Here is a 24,352-nt window from a genome sequence, read left to right on the forward strand (position 1 = left end):
TTGGGCTGAATATTTCGAGAATATTATAAAAAAATACTTGATAAAATAATAAAATTATTCGATACTAATAAAAGTATAGACCAAAATAGTTAAAGGAGAAAACTATGGAAAACAATACGTTATTAAAATTTTTCAAGGAGCATTTTTTTGAAACTTTTTCAATGGTGGAAAAAATTATAGAAATTTGTCCTGATGAATTATGGAATAGCAAAAAGTCTGGATTTGTGTTCTGGCAACTATTAATACATACATTGGCTCCAATGCATGGCTGGTTAAGAGAAGAAGAATTGGGATACGTATCATTTAATGAAATAAATGGTGGAAAAATTTATGCTTTCCTTGAAAAGGATCCTGAAATAATATTAACAAAAGAAGATTTAAAAAAATGTTGTAATGAAACAAAAGAAGTAGTTGAAAATTGGTTTTCAGGAAAAGATGATGAATGGTTGAAATTACCCTATAAAATACATAATGAATGGACAAATTTATATGCAACATTAGGGCAAATAGAACATATGATGTATCATATAGGATATTGTGACGGAATATTTAAAGAGCATGGAATGAAAGAAGTTGTATGGAATTAAAAAAAATAGATGAATATAAAGCAGCCCAAACTGCGTCTAACAAAATTGTATACGCTTCGCCGCCAGTAGGCGGCTCGGCCTCCACAAAACCCCAGTCGGCGCAGTAGCGCCTTTGTGGGGTTTTGCTCCGGCAAAGTTTGCCCACCCTGGTCTTGCTTCGCAAGCCCTTATCCGGGCGGTCAAACCTTCGTATACAATCGGGACGTTATACGACATTTGGTCTGAATATTTTGTTAAAAATCTACAATATGTATGAAATTTCATACATTGGGTATATTACATAAGTGTTGACATTTTGTTTTTTATCGGATATTTTGTAACACCAAGAGGAAAATAATGAATAATTGGCAAAAATTATGTGAACAAGTTAATCCACTAATTAATAAATCAGTCGATGAGAATTTATTTCATTTGCTTTTTGAATCATTTTTAAAGACAATTTTCAATTGGGACGATATAAATATTAAACATAAACAACCCGTACCTATGGGGAGGGATATAAAAGAAGCAGATATTATTTTAACTGGTGAAAAATATGGAATAGTAATAGAAATGAAGCGTCCAAGTGTTTCGCTTGGTGATAAAGAGGCCGGGCAACTTACTTCGTATATGAGGATATTGCAATATAAATATGGGCTTCTAATAGGAAATAAAATTAAAGTTTATTATGATGATGATACTAATAAAGATAATCCGATTGAAGTTGCAAATTTTGATTTTGATACTAATAGTTCTGATGGGGTGGCATTGAGTGAGATTTTGGACAGGAATGTTTGTTCCAATGAAAAATTAAAAGAATACGTAATAGAGCGGATTAAACGTATTCAAACTAAAAAGAAGATGGAACTTTTAAAAAATGAATTAGTAAATAATGATGGAAATAAAATTAAGATAATTATAAAAGAAAAACTTATATCGGATGGCTATAAAGAAGAAAATATTAACGACATCCTTAATGATATTTCTATATTTTTAAAGCAAACACCTACACTTATTGAAAATAATATAGTCGAAACAAATGGAAATGAAGAAACGCAAAATAGAAGACAACTTTCAGCAGCAGTAATAGCAGAAACATTTCATTTCTATAAAAGAAATACTGATGCAAAAATGAAGATACTAGGGAATAACGATTTTGTTTTATTAAAAGGCTCAAAAATAGCATCTGTGGTTCAATCTTTTTCAACCGCACTGTCAAATAGAAAAAAATATGCTAATATAATATCACCTTCATTTGAAATTCTTGAAGATATTCATTTTAACACTCCTTCGGCAGCAGGAGCTTTCGTAAGTGGTGGCTCTGAAAATGGTTGGGTTGAATGGAAAACTAAAAATGGGAAAAGCATTGATCAAGTTAATATTGGTGAATAATAAAGATTGTAAAAGCGGACCAAACGTCGTATAACCAGGCTGTCGATTTAATATATTTTTAAAATAGTAATTTCCCCAAATAATTCAATTCAGAAATAATTTTTATTTAATTTTAAATTCAGACAAATAAATGATCTTTTATACGAATTACAGGCATATTTCTTTTATTATTCCGCTTAATTACCATATCCAAGCTCCAGAGGGTGTATACATTTGGCAATATTATGTACCATACAGAATAGCAGCCATTGAATGTTAACCTTTCCCTTTGAACGCAGGCTAAAGCGGTTCATGCCTTTGCAATACGTAATATCCGCAAAGACCGGCTCTATTATCTGCATCCTCCGGGAATATAGTTCCCGGTAGGCAGGATCGTCTATCTTATTCCGCATCTTGTCACTAAGATTTTCAATATTCTTTGAAGCAGGGAGATATAATGTCCGCATATGGGTTTTGCCTCCGCGGGAAGCGACACACCGTGAAAGAAACTTACAATACTTGCAATCACCGGGGGAAGCCTGATACTTGTCCCCGCTATTCCGGTTTAGTTTTACAAAGCCTTTGTATATAAGTACTTTTTTATTAGGACAAATAAAGGTATTGTTTTCTTTGTTATAGGTAAAATCATGGGCAGTGAACCGATTCACTTTATGACCTTTGCGATTATCAAAATAGGGATCCCGCCTGCGGAATTGCTGGTCCGGGATAAGCACGTTGATATTTCGTTTTTTTGCCTCCTGTAAATTATTCTCGGAAAAAAATCCCGTGTCTCCTGTAACAAGTGATTTTTTGAGGGGTTCTTCTTTCCCCGTCACTGTCCGCATATTCTCTTCAAGGGAATCAAGCATTTGGGGAAAATGCTGGCTCTCACTCCCTGAACCGAATGCTTCTGCCGAAACTATGATTTGATGGGCTGAATCAGCTATGGCGATGCCATTATATCCCTGAATATAGCCGTGGGAACTTTTAATCCGCGCACTCTCGCCGTCAGTGATATTTGACTGCACTTCCCCTGCAGAACTGCCTATGCGTTTTTCCGCTGTTTTAAGGAAGGCATCCAGTTTGGCTATTTTCCTTTCTATACGGTCTATAAGCCGCTGTCTCCTTTCCTCGTCATCCCCCATGGTCTTTTTAAAGGGTTTTTGTATCTTCTTTGCCGATTCGCTTTTATCCAGTTCTTTATGCTGTTCTATTATCCTGGAAGCTAATTTTTGAAGATCTGTCCTTTTCTTTTTAAGTTCCCCAATACTGCCGGACCATTCACGGGAAGCATTTGAAGGTAATTTGCAGCCGTCTATGGCGAACATTTCCCCATTCATTAACCCTAATTGGCTACACTGGATAAGTATTTGTGTAAATAAGTCTTTTATTGCATCGCTATTTGAGGAAATAAAATGGGCGATAGTATCATGATCCGGTTCAGCATCAGAGGCAAGGGCTTTAATTACCACATTAGTTTTGGCAGCTTGCTCAATAGGACGGGAGGTGATAATTCCCCTTGAATAACAATAGAAGATTATTTTTTATAAAACAGAGGGATTATAAGCCGGCGCTCCCTTTTCATCATTGTTATATGCAAGACAGAATAATGAAAGGTCTGTTCTATCAATTAAATAATCCAGAGTCCACTCAAAGGAACCGGGAAGCAGCTGGTCTTTGAGATTGACGGTGAGAAATAAGCCCTGGGAAGGGTCTTGGTATTTATATCGTGCCATAATAATTGAATTATATCACGAAGATTAAATCTGGTCGATCCTTTTTTAAGTAAAATTATTTTTTTGTTACAATACTTCTTTTTATATTAATCCGACAGTCTCAACAGGCTTGTATGCGCTGCGGGGCTAAAGCCCCTTGGGGTTCCGTTCGGCTAGGTCGCCTAAAGGCTCCCACGCCTCATTACACCCAAATTTTGGCCGCCCTGGAAATGCTGCGCATGCCCTTATTCGGGCTGTCAAACCTTCGTATACAGCCGGAACGTCTATGAGAAAAGTCAAGCAGGAATTTGATAATTTTCTTGAAAAACAATATTATTTCTCTCAAGAAGATTTTTATATTCCAGCATCTTTTTACCGTGAAGCCGTGGATTTATAAAGCGATGGTATTCATTCTTCTTAAGTACCTGGTATATCTCGGTAAATACCCTCCTGCATAAAGCCATGCGAACAACTCCTTTCTTCTTGTAGATACTGAGCCTCCCATACCAGGCGTTTAATTTCTTGTTCGAATCCCTGAAATGGTTAAGCGACTGGGAAAGCAGCGTGATTGACAGCTTCCTCCCCGCCTTGTTGGTGGATTTAATAATCGTGTGCTCATTGGAACTTTCCACCCTGGGGGCGCTTCTCAGGTATGAAGCGAATTTCTTTGAGTTCCTAAAACGGGAAACATCGATAATATCGGCAATGATGGCAAGGGCGGTTATTACGCTTAGGCTGGACAGGGAGGAGAGAATATCAATCTCCTTCATGAAAGGCGCCCCGGCGATCTTGATCCGCTCTTCAAGAATGCCAAACGAGGATTCAAGCCGCTCCAGAGAGTCCATCCAGAAATTAATCCGGAAGGAAAGGATCTGGTCCTGGGAAATGGAACGGATGGCTTTCCGTGTTTTCTTCCCGAAGATGTATTCCTTGATAAAAGGATACAGGTTCTCTTTTAGAAGCGAATGTATGCGGTTTTTGGTTTGGGTAATCTGCTTCCTGATAATCCTGTAGCTTGCAAAGAGGGAACGCAAGTCGCTGATCTCCTTGGGAGGTATCGTAACGCCGACGATAAGCTTTTCCCCGCCCAAAACCTGGAGCTTGAGCATCCTGGCCAATTTGTCGGCGTCAACCTTGTCCGTCTTTTTGTCCGACAGATTGATGTTTTTAAGCTGATAGGTATTGGCTATAATGACTTCCTGGACCGCGTGCCGAAACAGCTTCGCGAAGTCAAAGGTGTTTACGGTCGCTTCGATAAGGACAATGGTATCCCTGGTCAAAGTCTTGTAGAACCCCTTCAGATCCTCCGGACTGAGCTCGAAAGTCCTCATGGTTTTCTCCTTGCCATCCTCATTCAGATAGCAGCACGTGAACCGATTGGTGTGCAAATCAATCCCTACAAATTGCATAAAACCCTCCAGACAAATAAAATCAAGATTCGGAAGAAAAACGGCATATTGCCAAACGTCTATACGGGGTAATAATGTGATTAGGACTATTCCCCAAAAAGCGATGCGGTCGCCGGCTGTTATTCGTTAGTACGGGGTCAAGTTTCCTTGCCTCAGTTCTGGCTACAACCAGCAATCGTTCTTACCGAATTGCCTTTATTATACCAGTTTCCGCATCTTCTTTCATCATAGCTTCGTTATATGCAATAGGGGCTGAAAATTTGTTTATAAATTGTGTAAAAACACTTGACATAAAATAAAATTATGTGTTTAATAAAATTATGAAGGAGACAATTGATTTATGACTAAAAGCAGAATTTGGAACATGTTTACGATAGTGTTATTTGTAATTATCTTAACAGGGTGCGCTAAAGAAGTTAAAATTCTTCCTCCTTTAGATAAAAAAATGGCTGAGGAAGAATGTGCGGTTTTAATTATTCCTGCCGATGCAAAAGTCATGCGCATCAATGGCGAAAAGCGAGGTTTGTTCTCATCATGGGGGGTTGGATTCTGGTCATCGGGGCTATTGGGATCAAAAGCCGTAACACTACTCGTACCTCCTGGTAAGTATACTATACTCTTCAAATATTCCCATCCGCTAGATGGGTGGTCAGTCAAGAACTTGGAATGTATAGAGGATATGGTTGCAGGAAAGATGTATATGATATCGGTTTCGTTAGATGAAAAGGCTGAACATGGAACAACTTTTTCTGCTATCAACGTAGCTACTTCGTTTGTTAGAGACCAAATCGTCGATCTTATACCTCTTATTGAACATATACCTCGTCCAAACCCAAAAGGGGTAGTTTACCATATTAACGAAATAGACCAAGTAGCATTTAACCAGTATCTGCTCGAAGAGAACATTTATAGGAAAAATGCTACAGGTATATTATTATTAGGTTTACTTGTAGGTGTACTGTGGTTTTTTATTATTTCTTTTGGATTACGTTTGCTCGGGTATTTCCTGTTTATGGGGAAATTTGAGAGCAGCCATACAGTTGCCTCATTTATGCTCGCTATTGGTATGGTTGTAGCCGGTATTTTCATAGTAAACTATAACTCAAGCGGCACTTTTTCTCTTTATTTATTATCAACCTTTCTTATAGGTATTGGTATTTCAAGATGGAATGCTGGCGCTGATTCTAACAAAAGTGGCATTGAAAAACAAAAGAAGGAAGATTGGTACGGAGCTGTTTCTAATTTTACTGAGGCGATTAAGGTGGCTCCTTATACCGCGATATATATTTACAATCGCGGTATTTCTTATACACATTTACAGGAATGGGGGAAAGCTATCGCTGATCTTACCTATGCTGCGAAGCTCAGTCCGAATAATAATAAGATAAAAAAAGATCTTGAGCAGGTGCAAGACCTTGTTGCACAAAAGGGGTGAGTTTGTATCAGGATATTATTTTTTATAAAGAGAGCCGATTTCAAAATCAAGCCAAACAAGGCTTAAAGTAGTGTAGATATTTTTGCGCCGCCAAACATAGTACGGCAATCATCAAGACAAAAGTAACCTTGCGATTGCCTTTGACATATATTTTCCCCGGTATCAAATTGTCTTTTAAATGCGAATAGGCCCTTTCGACTGTCGTGCGAATTTTATACCGTTCCTGTTTCGCCGGATCAAGGGGTGCGCAGATTTTATCATTTCTGGAATTGGGATCGATAACGGGAACCCGGCGGTGACGGCGTATAAATTGTTTAATGTCTTTTGCGTCATAGGCCGCATCCATTACAGAATATAAATGTCTGACTTTCCCCATGGTCATTTTCTCCAGCAGTATCGCCGCCTGGCTGTCATGGACATTTGCCCCGCTTACAAAGGCGCTTACCGGAAACCCTGTGTCGGTAACATCAAGATGCAATTTGTATCCTTTCCAATAACTCACCTTGCCCTGACTGTTTTTCTTGCAGCCCCAGGCGCATTCCTGGTTTAATTCCCTCGTGATTTCAGAAATATCCTTTTTGGCCTGTTGCGCAAGAACGGTTGGTTCTTTTATCGTTTTTGGAGCGTCTTTGGGCCTTCTTTCCCGCTTTTTAAGCGCTTTTGGGACTGTTCCTTTGGTTTTCTCCTTCGGACTTTCCCGGGATTCTATCGCGGTTGAATCCCGACAGATATGGATAACCGGTAAATCTTTGTATGCCTGTTTTACTAATTCATCCAATATATCATTCAGTACATCCGCCTTACTGATATCGTTAAGACGCCGTGAAAATGTTGACCTGCTGGGGACTTTTTTAAATCCGCAGAGCTGGCGTAGATTGGGGTCTGACCGTAATGTTTCCACAAGCGCCTTCATGTTCGGTATGCCAAAATGGTTCACCGCAAAAAAGGCCCGGAAGAAATTCATATAATCATACGCCTTCCTTCCGACACCCCGGTAGGTATGAATCAGGCGAGGAGAGCAGCTTTCTATGACTTGCAGTATTAAGATAAAGTTCCTTTGTTCGCCGCCTAAATGTTCCTCGAAAAACTGCTGTAATTCATGGAACCCTTCAAAAAGACCTTGTTTCCCGCCGACGATTTGTGTTATGCTCTTCATATGAGGACTCTCCCTTTGATATTTTGGTGGTTCAAATTATCTTAGCGGGTTGTCCTCATTTTTTCAATCTATTTTGATTTTGAAATCGGCTCTTGTAATAAAATAATTCAAAGGAGCATATTATTGTGGCCGGTATTGTAAAAGACCTCATGGATGCAGATAAAGTCAATGAATTATATGAAGATATTGAATCGGTAAAAATATTAAACAGAAATTTCAGAAATCCGAAATTATCCCATACCTATGGTTCTAAAAAAATAGTTAAGAATAGGGAAGAAGAAAATTATTTTAATCAAAAAGAAAATCAATACGTCCAAATTTATGCATTTATTCGTGGCGAGGGGGTTAATACCCCGCCCCTTGGGGCGGTTAAAAAGGTATTAAGCCCCGAGTCCAATTCCTTAAGAGAACAACATACCTCGCGGCTTGCCGCGGGGTTGTTGATTTTATGTAAAAATGTAACAGACAAAAAAATTCTGGAAAGAAAAAGCACGGAAATTATAAAGAAAAAGAGCGCACAAGCCCTTCAAAATAGTGCTTTCCCGCCCTAGAAATCCGTTTTTGGTACAGTCTGCCTTTGTACTCAAACTGAAATTTGTCGCAAACCACATCAAAGGACATGGAAACAAGAAGCCGGTTATCCGCATCGTACCAGAGAATTTCACCCTGAATGCCAAGCCCTTTAACAATAGACGCATTAAAAATGCTGATAAAACCGGCTATGCTTTTTATTTCCGTCATTTTGGTAATTTCTATGGTACGCTCATTGCAAACGCCCATAATCATATTTCCCTCCACTTTCCAGTCATGGATGGAGAGGGTTATTTTTTTTGTTTTGAGCAGCAGTTCTTTTTTATAGTTCATGAGTATCCTTTTAGCGGGCCTTAAACCTGCTTTGGCTGTAAAGGCTTCCACATCGGCGGTGTAGCTGGCGAAAGTGTAATCCAGCGTTTCGCCGAATAGTGCATAGCGGCTGCTCTTTTCTTCATTATAGACGGTAAAAATTCCTCGGTATATTCGGGATACGCTCCGCCTTTAAGCCAGGAACGGACTTCGGCCCAAAGGTCTCGTGCTCGGGGATAATGGCTAAATTCCGCGCCTCCTTTGGTTTTGCAATAAAATAGAGCTTTTTGCCGCCGGGTAATTTACGGTGTATGTTCCCATCACGATCGTCTATCAATAGTTCTACAAAGTCTTTCCTGGTCATAAACGCCTCCTTATGGCTCCATGTGTCATTATACATGATTTTTAAGCTCCGTGTCAAAAATGATCGAAGTATTGAATTGATAAAATAAATTCGGTATAATGCTCCGATCCCGTTTAAAGGATGAGGATTCACAAGGAGCTTATATGAAGCGTTATTTTACCTACAGGGATGAAAAATCCGACAAGTTTTGGGTTATCGAAACCAACGAAGACGAGATGATTATTCTTTACGGCAAGAGTTATGATAGAGCGAATGGTTACAGTAAAATGAACCCTAAACTTTGTTCGGCCGGTACAAAGACAGGAAAACTTTTCGACACCGAAGCAGAATGTGCAAAAGAGGTGGAAAAGGCTATTGCCAAAAAAATTAAAGACGGATATTCGGAACAGGAAGAAGTGTTTATCAATCTGTATAACGAAATTAAATACCTCCACCATCACAAAGAAAATTCGATATTGCCTCAGGTGCTGGCGGAGCTGGACAAGCGGGATAAACCGCTGCGGGTAAACTACGGGATTGCAGACCTTGTGTGGAGTTTGTTTTCGGCTTTTTATTTCAGGGTTGAGTGTCACGGCGAAGTAAAATTCGATGCCATCGCTGATTTTGCCTACCGCCTTCCCAAACTGGAGGGCGCCGATGATAAGACGGCGAATGATCTTGTAAGCCTTTACGGATACGGCCTGCGGGTTGCTGCCATTCAGAACGATGAAAAGCTGGACAGTTTTATCCGCAGCCATGTTCCCTCAGAAACTGAAAACAGCCAGCTTGCTATAGGACTGGCCTATTCCGCAGCCCGGTGGAACCGGAAAGACGAAATCGAAAAATACGTGATGGTCGAAATTAACGACAGAAACGCGTTGTATATGGGCTGCCGTCCCAAGACGGAAAAATTCAGGCTGGAAGCTTTCTTTAAACCCTATCTGGACATTTTGGCGGAGTGCGACAAAAAGCGATAATAACTGCGCCATGCATCTCTGGTAATTAAATGAACACTGAAGAAATAAGGAGCTTTCCATGGAACTCTATCCCTTTGATGACGCTCGTCCTTTTACCAAGGCGGGTCCGGGTCTGCCCGCGCTTGCACGGGTGGAAAAAGATAAACGCTGGGGCTATATCAATACCAAGGGCGAGATGCCCATACCTCTTCAATTTGAAGTTGCGGGCCCCTTCTCCGAAGGGCTTGCGCCGGTCATGTTAAACGGCGCCTGGGGTTATATCAATACCGATGGAAAACTTGCGGTGGAGCCGGATCTTGACTGGGCGGGGCGTTTTTCCTGCGGCCTTGGATCGGTAAAGAACCGGAGCAAATATTATTTTATACGCTCCGATGGGAAACCCGCCTTTGAAGGACGCTTTGACGACGCCAACCCCTTCTCCGAGGGATTGGCCGCAGTGGTGGTGGATAACAAACTTGGGTTCATTGACACCGATGGAAAAACGGTAATCGGATTTCAATATAAGAATGATGACTGGCTGGAGGATCGCCACGATTTTAAAGAAGGCTTCGCCATTGTCCAGGCAGAAGACGGAACCGTTATGTATATCGATAAAAGCGGCAAAGCCCTTTGGAGCGACCGCAAAGAGGTGAATAATGTTTCATCCTTTTCCCAGGGGCTTGCGGCGGTCAATCTAAAGGGTAAGGGCTGGGGCTTTATCAACACCAGCGGTGAAATCGCCATACCCTGCGCATATGAAGAAGCGGCTTCCTTTTCTGACGGCCTTGCCTGGGTGGAAAAACACTATACCCGTTATGTGATAGACCAGACAGGAAAAGAGCTGCTTGAATCTTACGCGGGTTCATTTTCCGAGGGGCTTGCTTTTAATAAAGGTGATGGCTTTATCGACAAGAGCGGGGCTGTCGTTCTTCCCCTGGAGGACATCGAAGCCAAAGCATTTGCGGAGGGTTTTGCCGTAGTCAAAGAGGATAAAAAATATGGCTATATAGACAAAACCGGAAAGCCCCTGGACTGCGTTGTGCGTGTCGCCGAAAAGCCCGCGGACGATACAGATGATGCCGATGCCTTTATCTTTGAATCAATTAACCATATTGCCGAAGAAAGGGCGGCGGTAAAGCTGGACGGTAAATACGCTTTTCTGGATACTTCGGGTCTGGGCCCCGCAGGCAGGTTTATCACGCCCTTCATGTACAAAAGTGCATCGGCCTTTTCCGAAGGGCTTGCCTCCGTAAAAATAGACAAACAGCGCATCTTTATCGATCCCGAGGGCAAGGAAGTCTTTACTCTGGAAGGACGATCCTCCGATGAATTTGTGGAAGGCATGCTGCGGGTGTACGGGGACTCAGGCGACGGCTTTGTTGGCAGGAGCGGAAAAATAACCGTCCCCTGTATCTATGATATGACCAGCAATTTTTCCTGCGGACTTGCGGCGGTACAAAAGGGGAAAGACTGGGGTTTCGTCAACAAAAAGGGGGAAATTGCAATCCCCGCCGTTTATAAAGGGGTCTGGAATTTTTCCGAAGGGTTCGCCGCGGTGGATACGGGGAAGAAAGGCAAGGGCTTTATCGACACCACAGGAAAGCTCGTTTTTAAGGCAGACTTTGACGCCGCCCATGGTTTCTTTCAGGACAGGGCGGGAATCAGTAAAGATGATAAATGGGCCGTCATAGACAAGACAGGGAAACTGCTCACCGGCTACGAGTTTGACTCATTCGAAAATTACAGTGAAGGACGCGCCCTTGTTTCTCACGGTGACTGGTACGGATATATCGATGTAGACTGCAAAGTCGTCATACCCTTTGAATACAGCAAGGCCGAGAGCTTTAGCGAAGGGCTTGCGGCGGTCTACAAAGACGGCCGCTGGGGTTTTATCGACCAGTCGGGCAATACTGTTATCTCCTTTGACTATAACGATGCCGTGAGTTTTTCCTGCGGGCTTGCCATGGTGGAGAAGCGGGGGAAATACGGCTATATCAATACCAAGGGCGAAGCCGTTATCTCCCTGCGCTTTGCTGGCGCATCCAAGCGTTTTGTTTCCGGAATTGCGGCGGTGCAGAAGGGCGGCGCCTGGGGCTTCATTCGCAAAGACGGACAATTACTGCGTGATTATCAATTTATGACGATTGCTCCCGCTGATATTATTCTGAGCGACAGCGATATCCACAAGCTGGTACATTCCCATATCGCCAAAAAGGATATAGAGGCGTTTACGGAAGCCGTCAAAACTATTCCTTCCAGGGGGAAGCTTTCGCCCGACGCGATAGAAAGCCTTTCTATTAATACAGGCAATATCCTCATAGCCAACAGTAGGAAAAAAAATCCTCAGGAGGCTTTTCCGCTGATAGAGACCTTTGTCAAACTTTTCGGCACTGCGGAATATTTTCGTATCAATACCGCCAGTGTCTTTATTGATAACCTGAAAGGCCATGAGGATTTCTATCCCGAGATAAAAAAGGCATGGCTCTCAAGTCCGCTGAAAAAAGATGAGGCTCTCGGAGTTTATTATCTTGCCAGGGATCTCGCCGATATTGGTTTGCACAAAGAGGCGATGGTTGAATTGCGCCGCGCAGTGGACGCGGGGCTGACCTATTGGGATGTAGACCCTGATATTTTCCCCGAAGCGATACGCGTCGAACTTGAACCTATTAAAAATGAACTTGAAACGGTTTGGAAAAAACAAAAGGAAGAACGCGATAAAGATATAGAAAAGGAAAAAGTTTTAACGGGCAGCTCCGAAACCTGGTGGCCCCTTGCCGCTGCCCTTGTTGGAGACGTAGACGAAAAGCGACGCGGACTGTTCACGCAGCACCTTGCGCCTTGGGCTTTAACCGATGAATGCCGAGCGCTGCTTGACCGTCTTGCAGAACGCCTAACGGGAACGATCCTGAAAGATAACACCCTGTTCATCTTTTTTTTAAATGACAAAAAGAAGGGAGTGAAACTTACCCTTGCGCCGCCCCTGCAGTATATTTCGCCCAAGCTGGCGGATATTCCCCAAAGCTATCTTGACCTTGTAACCCTTCACAACGGCGTTACGATAAATGATGGTGTACCCGAATACCCCCAGATCTGCGGCGTACAGGGCGGCGAGCCTCTGGCAAACATTGACGATGAATGGGACGAAGCGCGGTACAAACCCTTTGCCGATGCGGGGCAGAACTGGTGGTTCTGGGATTACGTACAGAAGAACGCCCTGGGTGAACCTCTTATGGTTTTTTGCGATCACGGTGAAGGCATCGAGGCCGCCCGTCCCATCCATGGACAGGACGTAACGGCTTTTGGCGTTGGTGGCCTTGTCCTACGTTCCCTTGCCCGGACGGTTTTTAATACCGATGAAGACCTGAATTACAATTATTCGTGGGGATAAGCGCAGTGCGTATTCATATCTGCGGCCCCGCAGGCTGCGGGGCAACAACCCTGGGGCGGCATCTTGCGGAATCCCTTATGCTGCCCTATTTTGACAGCGATGATTTTTCCTGGGAAAAAACAGATCCGCCCTTTACAAAAGCAATAGAAATGCCTGAACGTTCTAGGCTATTGCTCAAAGCACTGGACGGAAATAGTTCCTTTGTTTTAAGCGATTCCGTACTTGGCTGGGACAAAGCCTTCCTTGAACCGAAACGTTTTGACCTTGTGATATACAAATATGTTCCTCCCGATATACGTTTAGCCCGTCTGCAAAAGCGTGCGGAAGCGCTGTACGGCAGCCGGATCAAAGAAGGCGGCGATATGTTTGAAATTCACCGCCGTCTGCTTGCCTGGGCCGAAAGTTACGAAAGTGGCGGCATGGACGACCGCAGCATTACAAGCGAGGAGCATTTTCTCGCTCAGCTTTCCTGTCCGGTCATGCGGATTGGAAGCGAAGAAAACCCCGAAAAAGAAGCGGCTGATGTACTGACCCTGCTCCCTCTTTATCATTATGAAGGAAAAAATACACATATCCCGCAAAAACATTTTCCTTCTTTTCGTAAATTCATACCAGCCTTTTTTCAGCGCCTTTACCGGCGGAGCCATGCCGCCGACATAGACCTCTGGAACATGGATGTTCATCTTGCCCGGATCATACTCCCCAAACTTAATAGTTTTCGTGAGCAGGAATTTGACGGCTATCCCGGCGAATTGGGGAGCCTTGAAGCCTGGCTTGCGGCGCTGGACGAAATGATCTACGCAATGGAATGGAAAATCCGGGACTATCAGGGAAATACCACGCCCTTTAAATTGAGCTTTGCCCCCGACACAACCGAAGAAGAAGCCCGGGCCCAGAGGGGCTTTGAATTATTCGGCAGATATTTTAACTGGCTTTGGAATTAAGCGTACTATTAGGCGTATAGCTTGTTAGGCGCAAGTTTACGCTGAATATATTTGAAAAATAAAAAAATATAGTTTTTACAATATATTATTTACAATGTAACAGTTGTTTGATATTTTTATTCGTGGCGAGGGGGTTAATACCCCGCCCCTTGGGGCGGTTAAAAAGGTATTAAGCCCCGAGTCCAATTCCTTAAGAGAACAACATACCTCGCGGCTTGCCGCGGGGTTGTTGATTTAAACAGAATGATGGAGGCATAAAGCAACCCATACTTCGTATAACCAGATTGTAGAATAAATCCCTATACATCAATATATAAGAAAAACACTATATAGACTATAGGATAAAACAAATTTTCTGTTTTTAATTAAAATGCCCAACTTTTTTACGTTCAGGTTTTTTTGCCAATAGGAAAATTCTTCGTAAAAATCTTTAAAAGCTTTTTCTTGGGTATCGCCGTAACCGTCTCCCCAGCCATAGACACTGACACACCAGGGTTCGACTTCATCGGAAAAAACATTAAAGACATCAGTACGGATTTCCGCTTTGACCAAAACTTTGTGACCAAGGAAGGGCAATGTCAATTCCTTATAGGAATGATGGATACCTTCGCGGCCTATTGACTGGTTAATTATCGTATATTTGCTTTCATCCATAGGAGGGGCCTTTGCATGGACGCTGTCGTCTCTATGGCCAAGGCGCAATGCGGTAAAAGGTATATTGACGGCGGCCCAATCCAGGAGAGCTTTTAGGGCTTCCTTTTCGTATTCTTTGCCGCTGGTATTTTCACGGGAACAAAAGTTCTGATCCAGTTCGTATTCTCCGCTGTCTATATGATAGAGGTTCACCAAACCCAAAAGCGCATAGTCCGGCTTTCTCAAGACCGCCATGCGGAGACTTTTCTTTCTGTTGAGGTCGTCAAGGGAGTGCTGTAAATACTGCAAGGCATTTTCCGAGTATGCGTAGGGCACCCCTCCGCCTATGGCTACTACGTGTTCCAACATCATTCCCAGTTCTATCAGGCTGATATAATTGCAGCCAAGGGGTTTTAGAAACAGCCGGCTGGTAGATAATGAAAGTTCCAGAAAGTTTACAAAAAGGGGCCGCTCCTCTATAAGGCAGACTGCGGGATCGTATTTCCATGATGGTGTCTCTTCGCTTGTCAAATATTTTTCCACATTGGTATCAGAGGTATGGTAAAAACAATGATGTTCCAGGTGGTAACCCCATTCATCGGTGATATCCGAAATATGGCGAAGGATTTTTCCTTCAATGTCGATGACGTATGCGCCTCTGGAAGAAAGGGCTATGAGGGAACTTTCGCCCTTGTCTTCGTAATTGTCCATGTCATAAAAAAGTTTGCCTTTTACTTCGCCATGTTCGTTGATGTCAAAAATATCCGTATCCAGAATCTTAAAAGGTTCCAGATAGCCCCGGTATTGGGATTTGAGCGATGCCGGAGCCTTGGCATCCGAAAGGCGGTAGAAAAGAAGCTGATGATATTGGTATGCCGCTTTTTCTTCTTCTTCCAGATCGGTGGTTTTATCGTCTGCGGCAATCACAAAGATATCGTCGCTTATAAAGGCGCATGGGCGATCCCAATTGTACCCGCCCTGAAAGTCAAGGGCATAGGCTGAGCTTTCCCCTTCCCTCAAAAAATCGTCCATCTTATATGCGGAAATTATATTAACCGGATGCCATACCCAGCCGTTGCTGAGAAAATAGTTCTGCTCAGGAGAGATGTGGATAAGGCTGTGAAAGTAATCGAAGCCGTCTGCGGCCTCTACCGCTTCGGCGGGATGCTGTGCAATGACTTCGCCGGTTTCAAGGTCCGTAATGTCGAGGCGGTTCCACTTGGTCTGATGGATTAAATGACCGCGCCCGCTTCCCTTGTGTACCCATTCGCCGGGGGTGTATATTTCAAGAAAGCCGATGGAGTAACTGGTTACCCTGGCCTCAGGGTTTTCTCGGGAGAAAGTGCGGACAGTGCCGTCACGGACATTCACCACCGCAGCGTTAAGGCCATAACGTTCGGAAACGCAGATATAGGGATAGCGGCAGTTGAGTTTAATTTCAAACGTGGGCGGCGGCAGTATAATGCCGTCCTTATTCGGTTTTGGCGGCTCGGGCATTTTGATATTGGGGATCTTTGCCGTCAAGACAAGAGTTTTGTCCATTTTGTCGTAATGGTATAAACCCATGTCGGAGCAGAAAACCGCATATATAGCAGGACCATCGCAGGAGGGCTCTACGGCAAGTATTTTAAGCGGCAATCCGTCTTTCCCTTGTATATCCAAACCCATATAGGTGTCCCCGCCAATCAAAAAATGCGAGTGCTCTTTTAAAGCTTCAAGCTGCCCAAATATGCCTCGTAGTCCTTCTTCGCTGCCTGGGCCTTGTTGTCCGCGGCGGCAATGGACGCATTAAGCGCATCAATGTCGGTGTCCATGGCTGCCATGCGGCGGAGGTATTCCTGTCCCTGGGGGGTCTGGCTGCCTGCTGCCGCAAGGTTCTGCCGGATGCGATCCTGCTCGGAGATGAGGCGGGTTCTTTGGGTCTCAAGGGTCTGGACGGCTGTGGCCGCATTGTCAGCGATTTTCTTGAATTCGATGGCCCTTGCCAGGGCTGAACGGACGTTGGCAGGTATTTCCTGATTGGTGCTGTAGCTCAGGAAAGTTTCGGGTCTCAGCTGGATAAGGCTGATGCGTTCCGAGACGGGGGTTTCTTCGCGGACCGTGAATTTCAATTCCTGGCTGGCGGGAAGCTGGCGGATAAAGCGGTAGAGGGCGGGGGTGCGTTCATCATAACTAGTTGGCTCCGCCAGGCTTGCCCCTGATATTGCGGGGTGTTCAATGATGATACGCTTGGCCTCGGAAGAAGCATTCCTCAAGGTATAGGTCTTTTCGTAATTCTGCCTGCGCGTAATGGTCATGATCCCATCCGCAACGGTTACAGCCGTAACAAAACGCGAATTGGCCGCGCTGACGCTTCCTGAAACCGAAAGATCGTCGCCGTAGGAGATAATGCGTTTTTCGTTTTCCGGGAAGAATTCGATGAGGGCGTCTCCTGCATAGGTGTTGCCGTCATACACGGTGATGGGCCCCGCAGGGAGTTTCATGCCTGTAGTATTGGTGAGTTCAGCGCTTATGGAGGGGTTTATCGAGCTTGTCGAAGATGCCCGTGCGCCGGAGAAGACAAGGGCCTTCTCGGCTTTTACCTGGGCTTCCACAAGGGGAAGCATTGCGCTCTGCCGCCTTTCAAGGGTTACGGGATTTTTCAGGGTGTATTCAAATTGATCGCCCGCAGCGCTTCCGCTTGCTGTCTGGAGGGTTGCGCCGCCTGACAAAGGAGGAGCAGCAGCGGGGGCAGGGGCTTCTCTGATATACATAGAATCGGCTGACTCAGCCATGGCCATGGATTTGCTTCTGCTCTGCATGGGGCTGTTGGCGGCTTTGGCGTCTTCATAATCAGCATAGCCGTAGCCAGCTTCGCTGTAATTTCCCGATTCATACGTTTGCGCCTGGGCAATTCCTGCTATTGCCAGGGGCAGCACAGGGCGCGAAGTCCGGTAAGGCGCATAGAGGTTCTGTATAAACGAAACAGGCCTCCCTGTTACAAGGGATAATGCCACATTGTTCCAGTCAGTATCGCTGTCATTGTCTATGATAGCCCATCCCTGCAGCTTTGGCGTTCCTGCCGACAGATCCAGCCTGTAAGAAACCTTCCATACAGGAGTGGGGATCACATAGCTTAAAGAAACTTGCCTGCTTCCATTACCCGGGAGGGTGAGGAGCAGGCTGCGTTTTTCCGTACCCCTGGTTTCCATGAGGAGATCCAAAGCGCGGCTTAAATCAGTGTTAATCGAACTATCTTTGAATGCAAAAGAGGAAATATCCTTGATCGCGATGACCCGTATGCCCTGGGCAGTGAAGAGCGAAAGATACGCTTCGCTAGTATCACTGCCGGAAAAAGTTATGCCTGTTTCCCTGAATTCGACCCCGATGATCCTGCCCGAAATAGGGGAGGGGGCTGCAATCTCAAGCTCTGCCCCTTTAAGCGAATTGAGGATTTCCCCGATCCCCGGATTCCCGGACAAATCTATCTTTAAGCTCCGCAAAGCTTCTGCCAACGCTGAAGACGCGGCATAGCGCACTGTGGGAAAATCCGAAACAGGATCGTTCACTGTCAATGATTTAAGCGCATCGTTGACAGATGCTATGCTGAAGGGCAGGTTGATATAGGCAGGCGAGGAACCTGAACCGCTCACTGTTCCCGAATGTTCAAAGAAGCCCACTCCCGAAGAAAAGAGCGAAAGCCGCTTTAAGGGCAGGGCCGTCTCGGCCCCGGCTTGCCTGGAGCTGTCCTGATTCGACTGGGCAAAAGAGGGCAGGGCAATGAAAGCCGTTAAAGTCGCAAAAAAACAAGCAGCCGAAAATCTCGATATTTTTTTCATGCATTCCTTAATTTGGAACAGGCCCGTTATTGATGTTCCAATTTCAAGGTCTTGGTTGGCTGATCGCAAACCTCGGGGGGACCGTAATACTGAATCGCCCCGGGGAAGAGGAAGCTGGTCTTTACTGCCCAGGTATCCCGTACCGCGTCAAAAGCCTTGAAGGGCCCTCCGTCAAGCTCGACCAGGGCTTTCCTGATGACAGGCTTTTTGCTGCCATGGCGTTGTTCCATATTCATCATCATCGTCAGGGGAACCCCGCCGGCAACCCATTCGGAAGCGGGGGCCACCAGATTTTTCACGCTCGAAAGATAGCCCGTCAATCCCAAAGCGATGAGCAGGAACGCTCCGAAGCCCAGAGAGTAGCAGTAATCGGCATCGAAGTTCGAGGGGAAGGCGCAGCGGCCTTCATAGCCGAAGAAATGGCCGAGACCTGAAAATTTGCCCTTGTAGACGCCTTCGGCTTTAAGCTTTGCAAGGCGTTTTTCCACCATGCCGATGAGCAGTTTTTCTGTCTCGATGCGGGAAACCTGTACATTGCCGTGGGGGTCCCTATCCATAAGAAGCTCCCGCGCAATTTCGGGAGGCAGGGTCTGGAGGAACTTGTAGGAATCTTCGGAGATTTCATGGGAGAGCCAGTAAAGCTGATCGATGAACGACGAAAGCTCGACGAATTCAGCCCCCTTGAGGCCCATGGCATCGTTGAGCTCATCGATGAGCTTTTTCATTTCGGGAATGAATTCCACAAGCCCCTCGGGGATAAGCACCACCCCGAAGTTCTCCTTGTTCTCGGCCCGTTTAATGACGGAGGAACAGATCTGCTCCACCACCTGGTTCAGGCTGATCTTCTTTTCCTGCACTTCTTCGGAGATAAGGCAGATATTCGGCTGGGTTTGGAGGGCGCACTCAAGGGCAATGTGGCTCGCTGCCCGCCCCATGAGCTTTACGAAGTGCCAATATTTTTTGGCGCTGTTGGCATCCCTCTCGATATTGCCGATGAGTTCGCTGTAGGTTTTGCAGGCCGTATCAAAGCCGAAGGATGTTTCGATATGCTCGTTCTTGAGATCCCCGTCGATGGTCTTGGGGCAGCCTATCACCTGAATGGCTGAGCCTTTCTCAAGGAAGTATTCAGCCAAAAGCGCAGCGTTGGTATTTGAATCGTCCCCGCCTATGACGACCACCGCGTTGAGGTTCAACTTTTTTGCAGTCTCCAGGGAAGCGGCAAACTGCTCGGGGGTTTCGATTTTGGTGCGCCCCGAGCCAATGATGTCGAAGCCGCCGGTGTTCCGGTATTCATCAATGAATTTATCCGAAAAGACCATGGTTTTGTTTTCGATCAGCCCAGAAGGCCCGCCCAGAAACCCGTAAAGCCTGGACGCGGGGTTTCCTTTCTTGAGCCCGTCATAGAGGCCCGCGATAACGTTGTGGCCGCCCGGCGCCTGGCCGCCCGATAGTATGACCCCTACAGTCAGCTCTTTTTTGTCCGCATCGCCTTTCCCCTTCGCAAAAACCGCCAGGGGTTTTCCGTAGGTATGGTTAAAAAGCTCCTTCAAAGCAGCCTGATCAGCCACGGAATCCGTGGGCTTTCCCAGTTCAACGGCGATATCGCTGATTGCGCCGGCTATGTTTGCAGGCAATTTTGGCTGATAGGCATAGCGGGCTTTCTGCAGTGCTGAAATTTCCATTCACGACTCCTCTCGAACAATGCGATTCTTATAAGCAGTCTCTTATTTTATCCCAAAAGAAGGGTTCTAGGCAATAATGGTAGTGCCCTTGAACTCTTCGCCCGCGAGTATTTTCCGCAAATTGGGGAGGTCCCTGCCCGCAGCGCAGATCACCTTGAGCCCGATTTTTGCCGCATGGCGGCTTGCCACAGGGTCAAAGGGCACGTTCTTCCCCGGGGTCCAATCGTCCCCTACGATTGCCCTGAATTCATCCCAGGTGATCTTGTCAATGGGTTTTGCGTCGGGGTTCTTTTTGGGATCATCGGTGTAGACCTGCTCTATGTTGGAAAGATTGATAACCGCGTCGGCCTGAAAACGTTCAGCCAAAAGAACTGCGTCATAGTCGGAGGAAAAGCCCGGCTTCCACCCGGAAGCCACCATCACCTTCCCTGTAAGGGGGCCCACCTGGGTAGGGTCTGTTACCACGTCCTGGGAGCACCATTCCCCCATGATCGCCCTGACAAGCTGGGCATTGAGCCGGGTCGCCATGATACCAATCCAGTCGGCCTGCTCATCAGCCCCGCCGGGGACAATGTTCCGGTATGCCTTCTGCCAAACCCTCGCAGGGCTTCCGCCGCCTACAACAAAAATAAAACGCCGCTTCTCGTCCTGGGCAAGCAAGTCCCTGACAAGGGCTGTAAAATCTTTTAGGAACGCCTCGTCCACACCATCGGGGGCGACTATCGAACCCCCCAGGGAAATAACCGTTACCATAACCACCCCTTTTTATTGAACATACATTCCCGTAATTGTAACATCGCTCCATAAGGAAGAATAGGACTCCAGCCCTCCGGTAGCTTCTTCCCAAAGGCTTTGCAGGGCATATTCCCTGGGGCGGGAGGCAACCCTTCCCCTGGGGTCCATCTGGGAGAGGAAATTCTGGCCCTGCGAAAAAGCCACCCGCTGGTTATCCATGTTCCCGAAGTAGTACTCACTGTGATCGTCCCTCAGGTTGAAGTCCTGCGGCGCGGCACCGGCCCCCAATGCAGGATCAAGGGGTATCCAGCCAAAGGAATCGATCCAGAACTCGGCCCAGTAATGCTTCACTGTGCGCCTGGCCCTGTTCACCAAAACCCCGGATATTGGCAAAGCCGGAACCCCCGCAGCCCGGGCAAGGGAGCAAAAGAGCATAGCTGCCTGGTACGAATCGGCCTGCAATTCGTCCAGCGCTTCCAACGCTTCCCCGGACTTGGGGGAATTTTCGATTTTCACCTGCTTGAGGATCCAGTCATATATGAGCTTTGCCTTGTTATAGGGATTCCGCTCCCGCCCGATGATTGCTGCAGCCTGGGCCGCAATCTTCGGATTGTCGGCAGGGAGTATAGGCGTGGGCAGGGTATAGACCGATTGAATGGGCGATCCCGGCTCCTGCTTGATACTCTGCTGCTTCACGCTGGTTTCGACAGCGAAAACCTCGGCCACATAGGAAAGGGTAATCTGCTGCCCTGACCCGGCTTGAAGATCCAAAAGCTGATAAAGGGATGTGCCCCGGTAATTCTCCACAAAAGGCTCGATATTTCGGGAGAGGAGCCTCACGTTTTTTTGGGAAGACGAAAAAATCGGCTTTGGCAGCCAGAGGTAAAGGGCATTGGGCATGCCCGCAATATCCGCCCGTATATCCACAGAAAAGGAAAGAGTATAGCTCCTCTTGTCCTTAAAAATCTTGACCCCCGGTTTCCCGGTGATTTCAAAAAAAACGGGCCGGGAATTGCCCCTGGGGGTGCGGATTTCGATATTCCCCGAAATAGCGCCGTCAGGTATCCTCACCCTGATCTCCCTTTCGCTCCAAAGCTCATAGCCGAAGTCGCTGTCCGGAACCTCCACCGCGTCAGGGGTCTTGGTCTCCGCAGGGGCCGAGCTTTCAGCATCCCATGAAAACCACACCCCCGCATTTTCCCGGGAAGATCCGAAATTGCTCCCCATAATGGTCACCAGGGAACCTATTGCCCCGGCTTCGGGCGTCACCGACGCGATGCGGGGGCCGCTCCCGGTTTCGGCGCCCCGCACCTGCTCGGGCATGGATGCTTTGTTGGAGAAGAGGGCAGGGTTGCTCTTGTTGGTTCCCCTGTACACATACACGAGGCCCGCGTCGGCAAATTCAGGGATCTTTACCGTGATTTGATCGTCCTTCCACGAAACATAGGCAGAGCTTGTGGGGGGCGCTCCCGCAATGGTGATATAGGATTCATTCCGCTCCGGGCCGAAATTCTTTCCATATATATTGAGGATATCCCCTATGCGCCCTATGCGGGGATCGATATGACTGATGGAAGGCATCTCTTCTTTGCACGAAAGGCATAAAAAGGGGAGGAATACGAGAAAAGCCAGGAAGGTCTTAGTGCAGGGGCTTTTCATCAGGGGCTTGCATTCCCCTGATCCCCTTCAGGCTCCTGCCCACTGGCGAGAGGGGGGTCTTCAATATAGGGATGGAGAACCAGCTGTATCTCTATGCGCGAATGATCCGGAGAATCCATAGAGCCCAGGGGGAAGAAATATATCAGCTCACCGAATTCCATGGGTATGGTCTGCATAGTGGTCTGATAGCTCATGCCCTTGTCCGGGACATTGATCCAAATCTGGCCCTGGGCCACCAGCACATTGTTGCCGTTGCGCCTGAAATAAGGAGTGAACTGCACCGCCACCACCACATTGGCGCCTACAAGCTTGAGCCCCACCGGCCTTCCGGGGATAGTGACCCTGGAATTCTCGGAATTCCACACTACCTCCTGGTTCTGCTCCACAATGCGGGCCGCAATATCCATGATCACCGCTTTTTCACGCAGCCCTGGGAGCAAATCCTCCAGGCTTGGCTCCTGGGCAGGGACTGCCGCCGCAGCAGCCAAAAAGAACAGGCTTCCCAGAAGGGTAAACCGGCAATGGGAGATACGGGTCATCTGGAAGCGCTGCTCCTTGGAATGGCAGAGCTTTGCTTTGAATAATCCGCCGCACGGAGCAAGGCAGGCTCGCCGTAGCTTGAGAAGTTAGTGGTCTCGGGAAGCCTGATGATCATGTATTCGGAAGTGTCCTGGCTCGAAAGGTACTGGAGTATCCCGTCCATATCTGTCATCGGCGCTATGTCGTGCAGATCGCCGCCAATATCGGACACCGCCACTGTATCCTGATTCAAGACAGCCTGGGGCGATCTTGCCCCCATGGCAGCCAAGAAGGCAGCCAGCACAAAGGCAGCGGCAGCCGCGGCCGCCGCAGGGAGGGGCAGGGAAATCCGGCGGCGCCAAACTACCGGCCTCGTGCTCCCGGCAGCGGGCAAGCCTGAAATTTTGGCCCAAACCCGCTCCTGTGCCGCATTCAGGCCATCTTCGGGGGAAGAAACCAATGCTGAACGCACTGCCTGGTAATTCCTCATCTGGGATTGGCAGTCTTCGCATGATAAAAGATGGACTTCCATCTTTTCTTTCCAGGGGGAAGGCAATTCCCCATCCGCATACAAGGACAAAATTTGACGATCAGGACACATGTGAACCATCCTTGAGGTGTACTTCCTCTTCTAAAAGACCGGCCAGACGTTCCCGGGCCCGGAATACCCGCACCTTGACGTTGCCCTCGCTGATTCCCAGGGCACGCCCGATTTCCTTATAATTAAGTTCACCATACTCTTTTAAAATTAATACAATTCGCAGATTTTCCGGCAGTTTCTCCAGGGCTTCCAGCACTTTTTCCCTGGTCTCCTTTTTAAGGAGCTCATCTTCGCCGGTATCCGCTATCCTGACGTCCTCCCGAAACGCCTTTTGGTAGGCTTTCCTCTCCCGGACTTTTCGTTTGGCATAATTCAAGGCGGCGTTTTTAACCACCCTAATCAGCCAATACTTAGCCTCGTCGGGACTGGGAAAAACCATTTTTTTTTCATGGAGGCGGGAGAAAGCTTCCTGGCAGAGATCTTCGGCAGCTTCCTCGCTTCCTGCGATACGGTAAGCCACCCTGAACAGGATAGGGAACACCGTCACATAGAGTCTGCGGAATTCCTTTGCCTGTTCCCGGTTTTGCCTCTCCGGCTCTCCTGATACCTCATCACTCATACCTTAAAACACTCGTTTCC

At 46.7% G+C, this 24,352-nt stretch carries 19 protein-coding genes and 1 pseudogene; 7 read left to right on the plus strand and 13 right to left on the minus strand.

The window, feature by feature from the left end; all coding sequences use genetic code 11:
- The first annotated feature begins 104 nt into the window (after positions 1-104).
- Both TREAZ_RS07275 and TREAZ_RS07280 read left to right on the plus strand, forming a co-directional pair.
- Entirely contained in the window at positions 105-587 is a 483-nt protein-coding gene (locus TREAZ_RS07275; protein ID WP_015711177.1) for a hypothetical protein, read from the plus strand.
- Between the two features lie 336 nt (positions 588-923).
- A complete protein-coding gene (locus TREAZ_RS07280) occupies positions 924-1,958 on the plus strand; it encodes a DUF4357 domain-containing protein (protein WP_015711180.1) in 1,035 nt (344 codons plus the stop codon).
- A 176-nt stretch (positions 1,959-2,134) separates the two neighbouring features.
- Here the strand turns inward: TREAZ_RS07280 and TREAZ_RS07285 are convergent.
- Positions 2,135-3,673 (minus strand): annotated as a pseudogene (locus TREAZ_RS07285) (IS1182 family transposase).
- Between the two features lie 275 nt (positions 3,674-3,948).
- A complete protein-coding gene (locus TREAZ_RS07290; RefSeq protein WP_043922978.1) occupies positions 3,949-5,061 on the minus strand; it encodes an IS110 family RNA-guided transposase in 1,113 nt (370 codons plus the stop codon).
- Between the two features lie 340 nt (positions 5,062-5,401).
- Here TREAZ_RS07290 and TREAZ_RS17355 point away from each other — a divergent pair, with 340 nt between their 5' ends.
- The gene (locus TREAZ_RS17355; protein ID WP_015711182.1) at positions 5,402-6,496 is read left to right on the plus strand and encodes a tetratricopeptide repeat protein; all 1,095 of its coding nucleotides are present in this window, start codon (positions 5,402-5,404) and stop codon (positions 6,494-6,496) included.
- 46 nt (positions 6,497-6,542) lie between these two features.
- Here the strand turns inward: TREAZ_RS17355 and TREAZ_RS07300 are convergent, their stop codons facing one another.
- A complete protein-coding gene (locus TREAZ_RS07300; protein ID WP_015711183.1) occupies positions 6,543-7,652 on the minus strand; it encodes a transposase in 1,110 nt (369 codons plus the stop codon).
- A gap of 125 nt (positions 7,653-7,777) precedes the next feature.
- On the opposite strand from TREAZ_RS07300, the gene TREAZ_RS17715 reads away from it, so the two are divergent.
- Positions 7,778-8,203 carry a hypothetical protein gene (locus TREAZ_RS17715; protein ID WP_083820264.1) on the plus strand — a complete coding sequence of 142 codons (426 nt, stop codon included), beginning with the start codon at positions 7,778-7,780 and terminating at the stop codon, positions 8,201-8,203.
- Here TREAZ_RS17715 and TREAZ_RS07305 read toward each other — a convergent pair.
- A complete protein-coding gene (locus tag TREAZ_RS07305; protein WP_043922979.1) occupies positions 8,151-8,567 on the minus strand; it encodes a hypothetical protein in 417 nt (138 codons plus the stop codon). The genes TREAZ_RS17715 and TREAZ_RS07305 overlap by 53 nt on opposite strands.
- A gap of 73 nt (positions 8,568-8,640) precedes the next feature.
- Complete coding sequence (locus TREAZ_RS07310) at positions 8,641-8,859, minus strand: hypothetical protein (protein WP_015711185.1); 219 nt, start codon at positions 8,857-8,859, stop codon at positions 8,641-8,643.
- A gap of 143 nt (positions 8,860-9,002) precedes the next feature.
- Here TREAZ_RS07310 and TREAZ_RS17360 point away from each other — a divergent pair, with 143 nt between their 5' ends.
- From TREAZ_RS17360 to TREAZ_RS17365, 3 genes are read left to right on the plus strand one after another with little or no spacing between them, the layout of a single operon-like run.
- The gene (locus TREAZ_RS17360) at positions 9,003-9,815 is read left to right on the plus strand and encodes a hypothetical protein (protein ID WP_015711186.1); all 813 of its coding nucleotides are present in this window, start codon (positions 9,003-9,005) and stop codon (positions 9,813-9,815) included.
- Between the two features lie 58 nt (positions 9,816-9,873).
- Entirely contained in the window at positions 9,874-13,182 is a 3,309-nt protein-coding gene (locus tag TREAZ_RS07320; RefSeq protein WP_015711187.1) for a WG repeat-containing protein, read from the plus strand.
- Positions 13,173-14,126 carry a P-loop NTPase family protein gene (locus tag TREAZ_RS17365; protein WP_052297653.1) on the plus strand — a complete coding sequence of 318 codons (954 nt, stop codon included), beginning with the start codon at positions 13,173-13,175 and terminating at the stop codon, positions 14,124-14,126. Before TREAZ_RS07320 ends, TREAZ_RS17365 begins: the two co-directional genes overlap by 10 nt.
- A 306-nt stretch (positions 14,127-14,432) precedes the next feature.
- Here the strand turns inward: TREAZ_RS17365 and TREAZ_RS17370 are convergent, their stop codons facing one another.
- The 8 genes from TREAZ_RS17370 to TREAZ_RS07365 all read right to left on the minus strand — a co-directional run bounded on the left by TREAZ_RS17370 (position 14,433) and on the right by TREAZ_RS07365 (position 24,332).
- Positions 14,433-16,427 (minus strand): GNAT family N-acetyltransferase, encoded by a 1,995-nt coding sequence (locus TREAZ_RS17370; RefSeq protein WP_015711190.1) that lies wholly within the window; start codon positions 16,425-16,427, stop codon positions 14,433-14,435.
- A 38-nt stretch (positions 16,428-16,465) separates the two neighbouring features.
- Positions 16,466-18,577: a DUF4139 domain-containing protein gene (locus TREAZ_RS07335; RefSeq protein ID WP_015711191.1), complete on the minus strand. Its 2,112-nt coding sequence runs from the start codon at positions 18,575-18,577 to the stop codon at positions 16,466-16,468.
- Between the two features lie 26 nt (positions 18,578-18,603).
- On the minus strand, positions 18,604-20,259 hold the full coding sequence (locus tag TREAZ_RS07340) for a diphosphate--fructose-6-phosphate 1-phosphotransferase (RefSeq protein ID WP_015711192.1): 1,656 nt from the start codon (positions 20,257-20,259) through the stop codon (positions 18,604-18,606).
- Positions 20,260-20,325: 66 nt separating this feature from the next.
- Positions 20,326-21,012: a UMP kinase gene (gene pyrH / locus TREAZ_RS07345; RefSeq protein WP_015711193.1), complete on the minus strand. Its 687-nt coding sequence runs from the start codon at positions 21,010-21,012 to the stop codon at positions 20,326-20,328.
- A 12-nt stretch (positions 21,013-21,024) separates the two neighbouring features.
- Complete coding sequence (locus TREAZ_RS07350) at positions 21,025-22,653, minus strand: transglutaminase domain-containing protein (RefSeq protein WP_015711194.1); 1,629 nt, start codon at positions 22,651-22,653, stop codon at positions 21,025-21,027.
- Positions 22,653-23,192 (minus strand): hypothetical protein, encoded by a 540-nt coding sequence (locus TREAZ_RS07355; protein WP_015711195.1) that lies wholly within the window; start codon positions 23,190-23,192, stop codon positions 22,653-22,655. The genes TREAZ_RS07350 and TREAZ_RS07355 overlap by 1 nt, the downstream gene beginning before the upstream one ends.
- Complete coding sequence (locus TREAZ_RS07360; protein WP_015711196.1) at positions 23,189-23,773, minus strand: anti-sigma factor family protein; 585 nt, start codon at positions 23,771-23,773, stop codon at positions 23,189-23,191. Before TREAZ_RS07360 ends, TREAZ_RS07355 begins: the two co-directional genes overlap by 4 nt.
- A complete protein-coding gene (locus tag TREAZ_RS07365) occupies positions 23,763-24,332 on the minus strand; it encodes an RNA polymerase sigma factor (RefSeq protein ID WP_015711197.1) in 570 nt (189 codons plus the stop codon). Before TREAZ_RS07365 ends, TREAZ_RS07360 begins: the two co-directional genes overlap by 11 nt.
- Positions 24,333-24,352 lie beyond the last annotated feature (20 nt).

It is taken from the genome of Leadbettera azotonutricia ZAS-9 (genome assembly GCF_000214355.1).
GTDB classification, from domain to species: Bacteria; Spirochaetota; Spirochaetia; order Treponematales; family Breznakiellaceae; genus Leadbettera; species Leadbettera azotonutricia.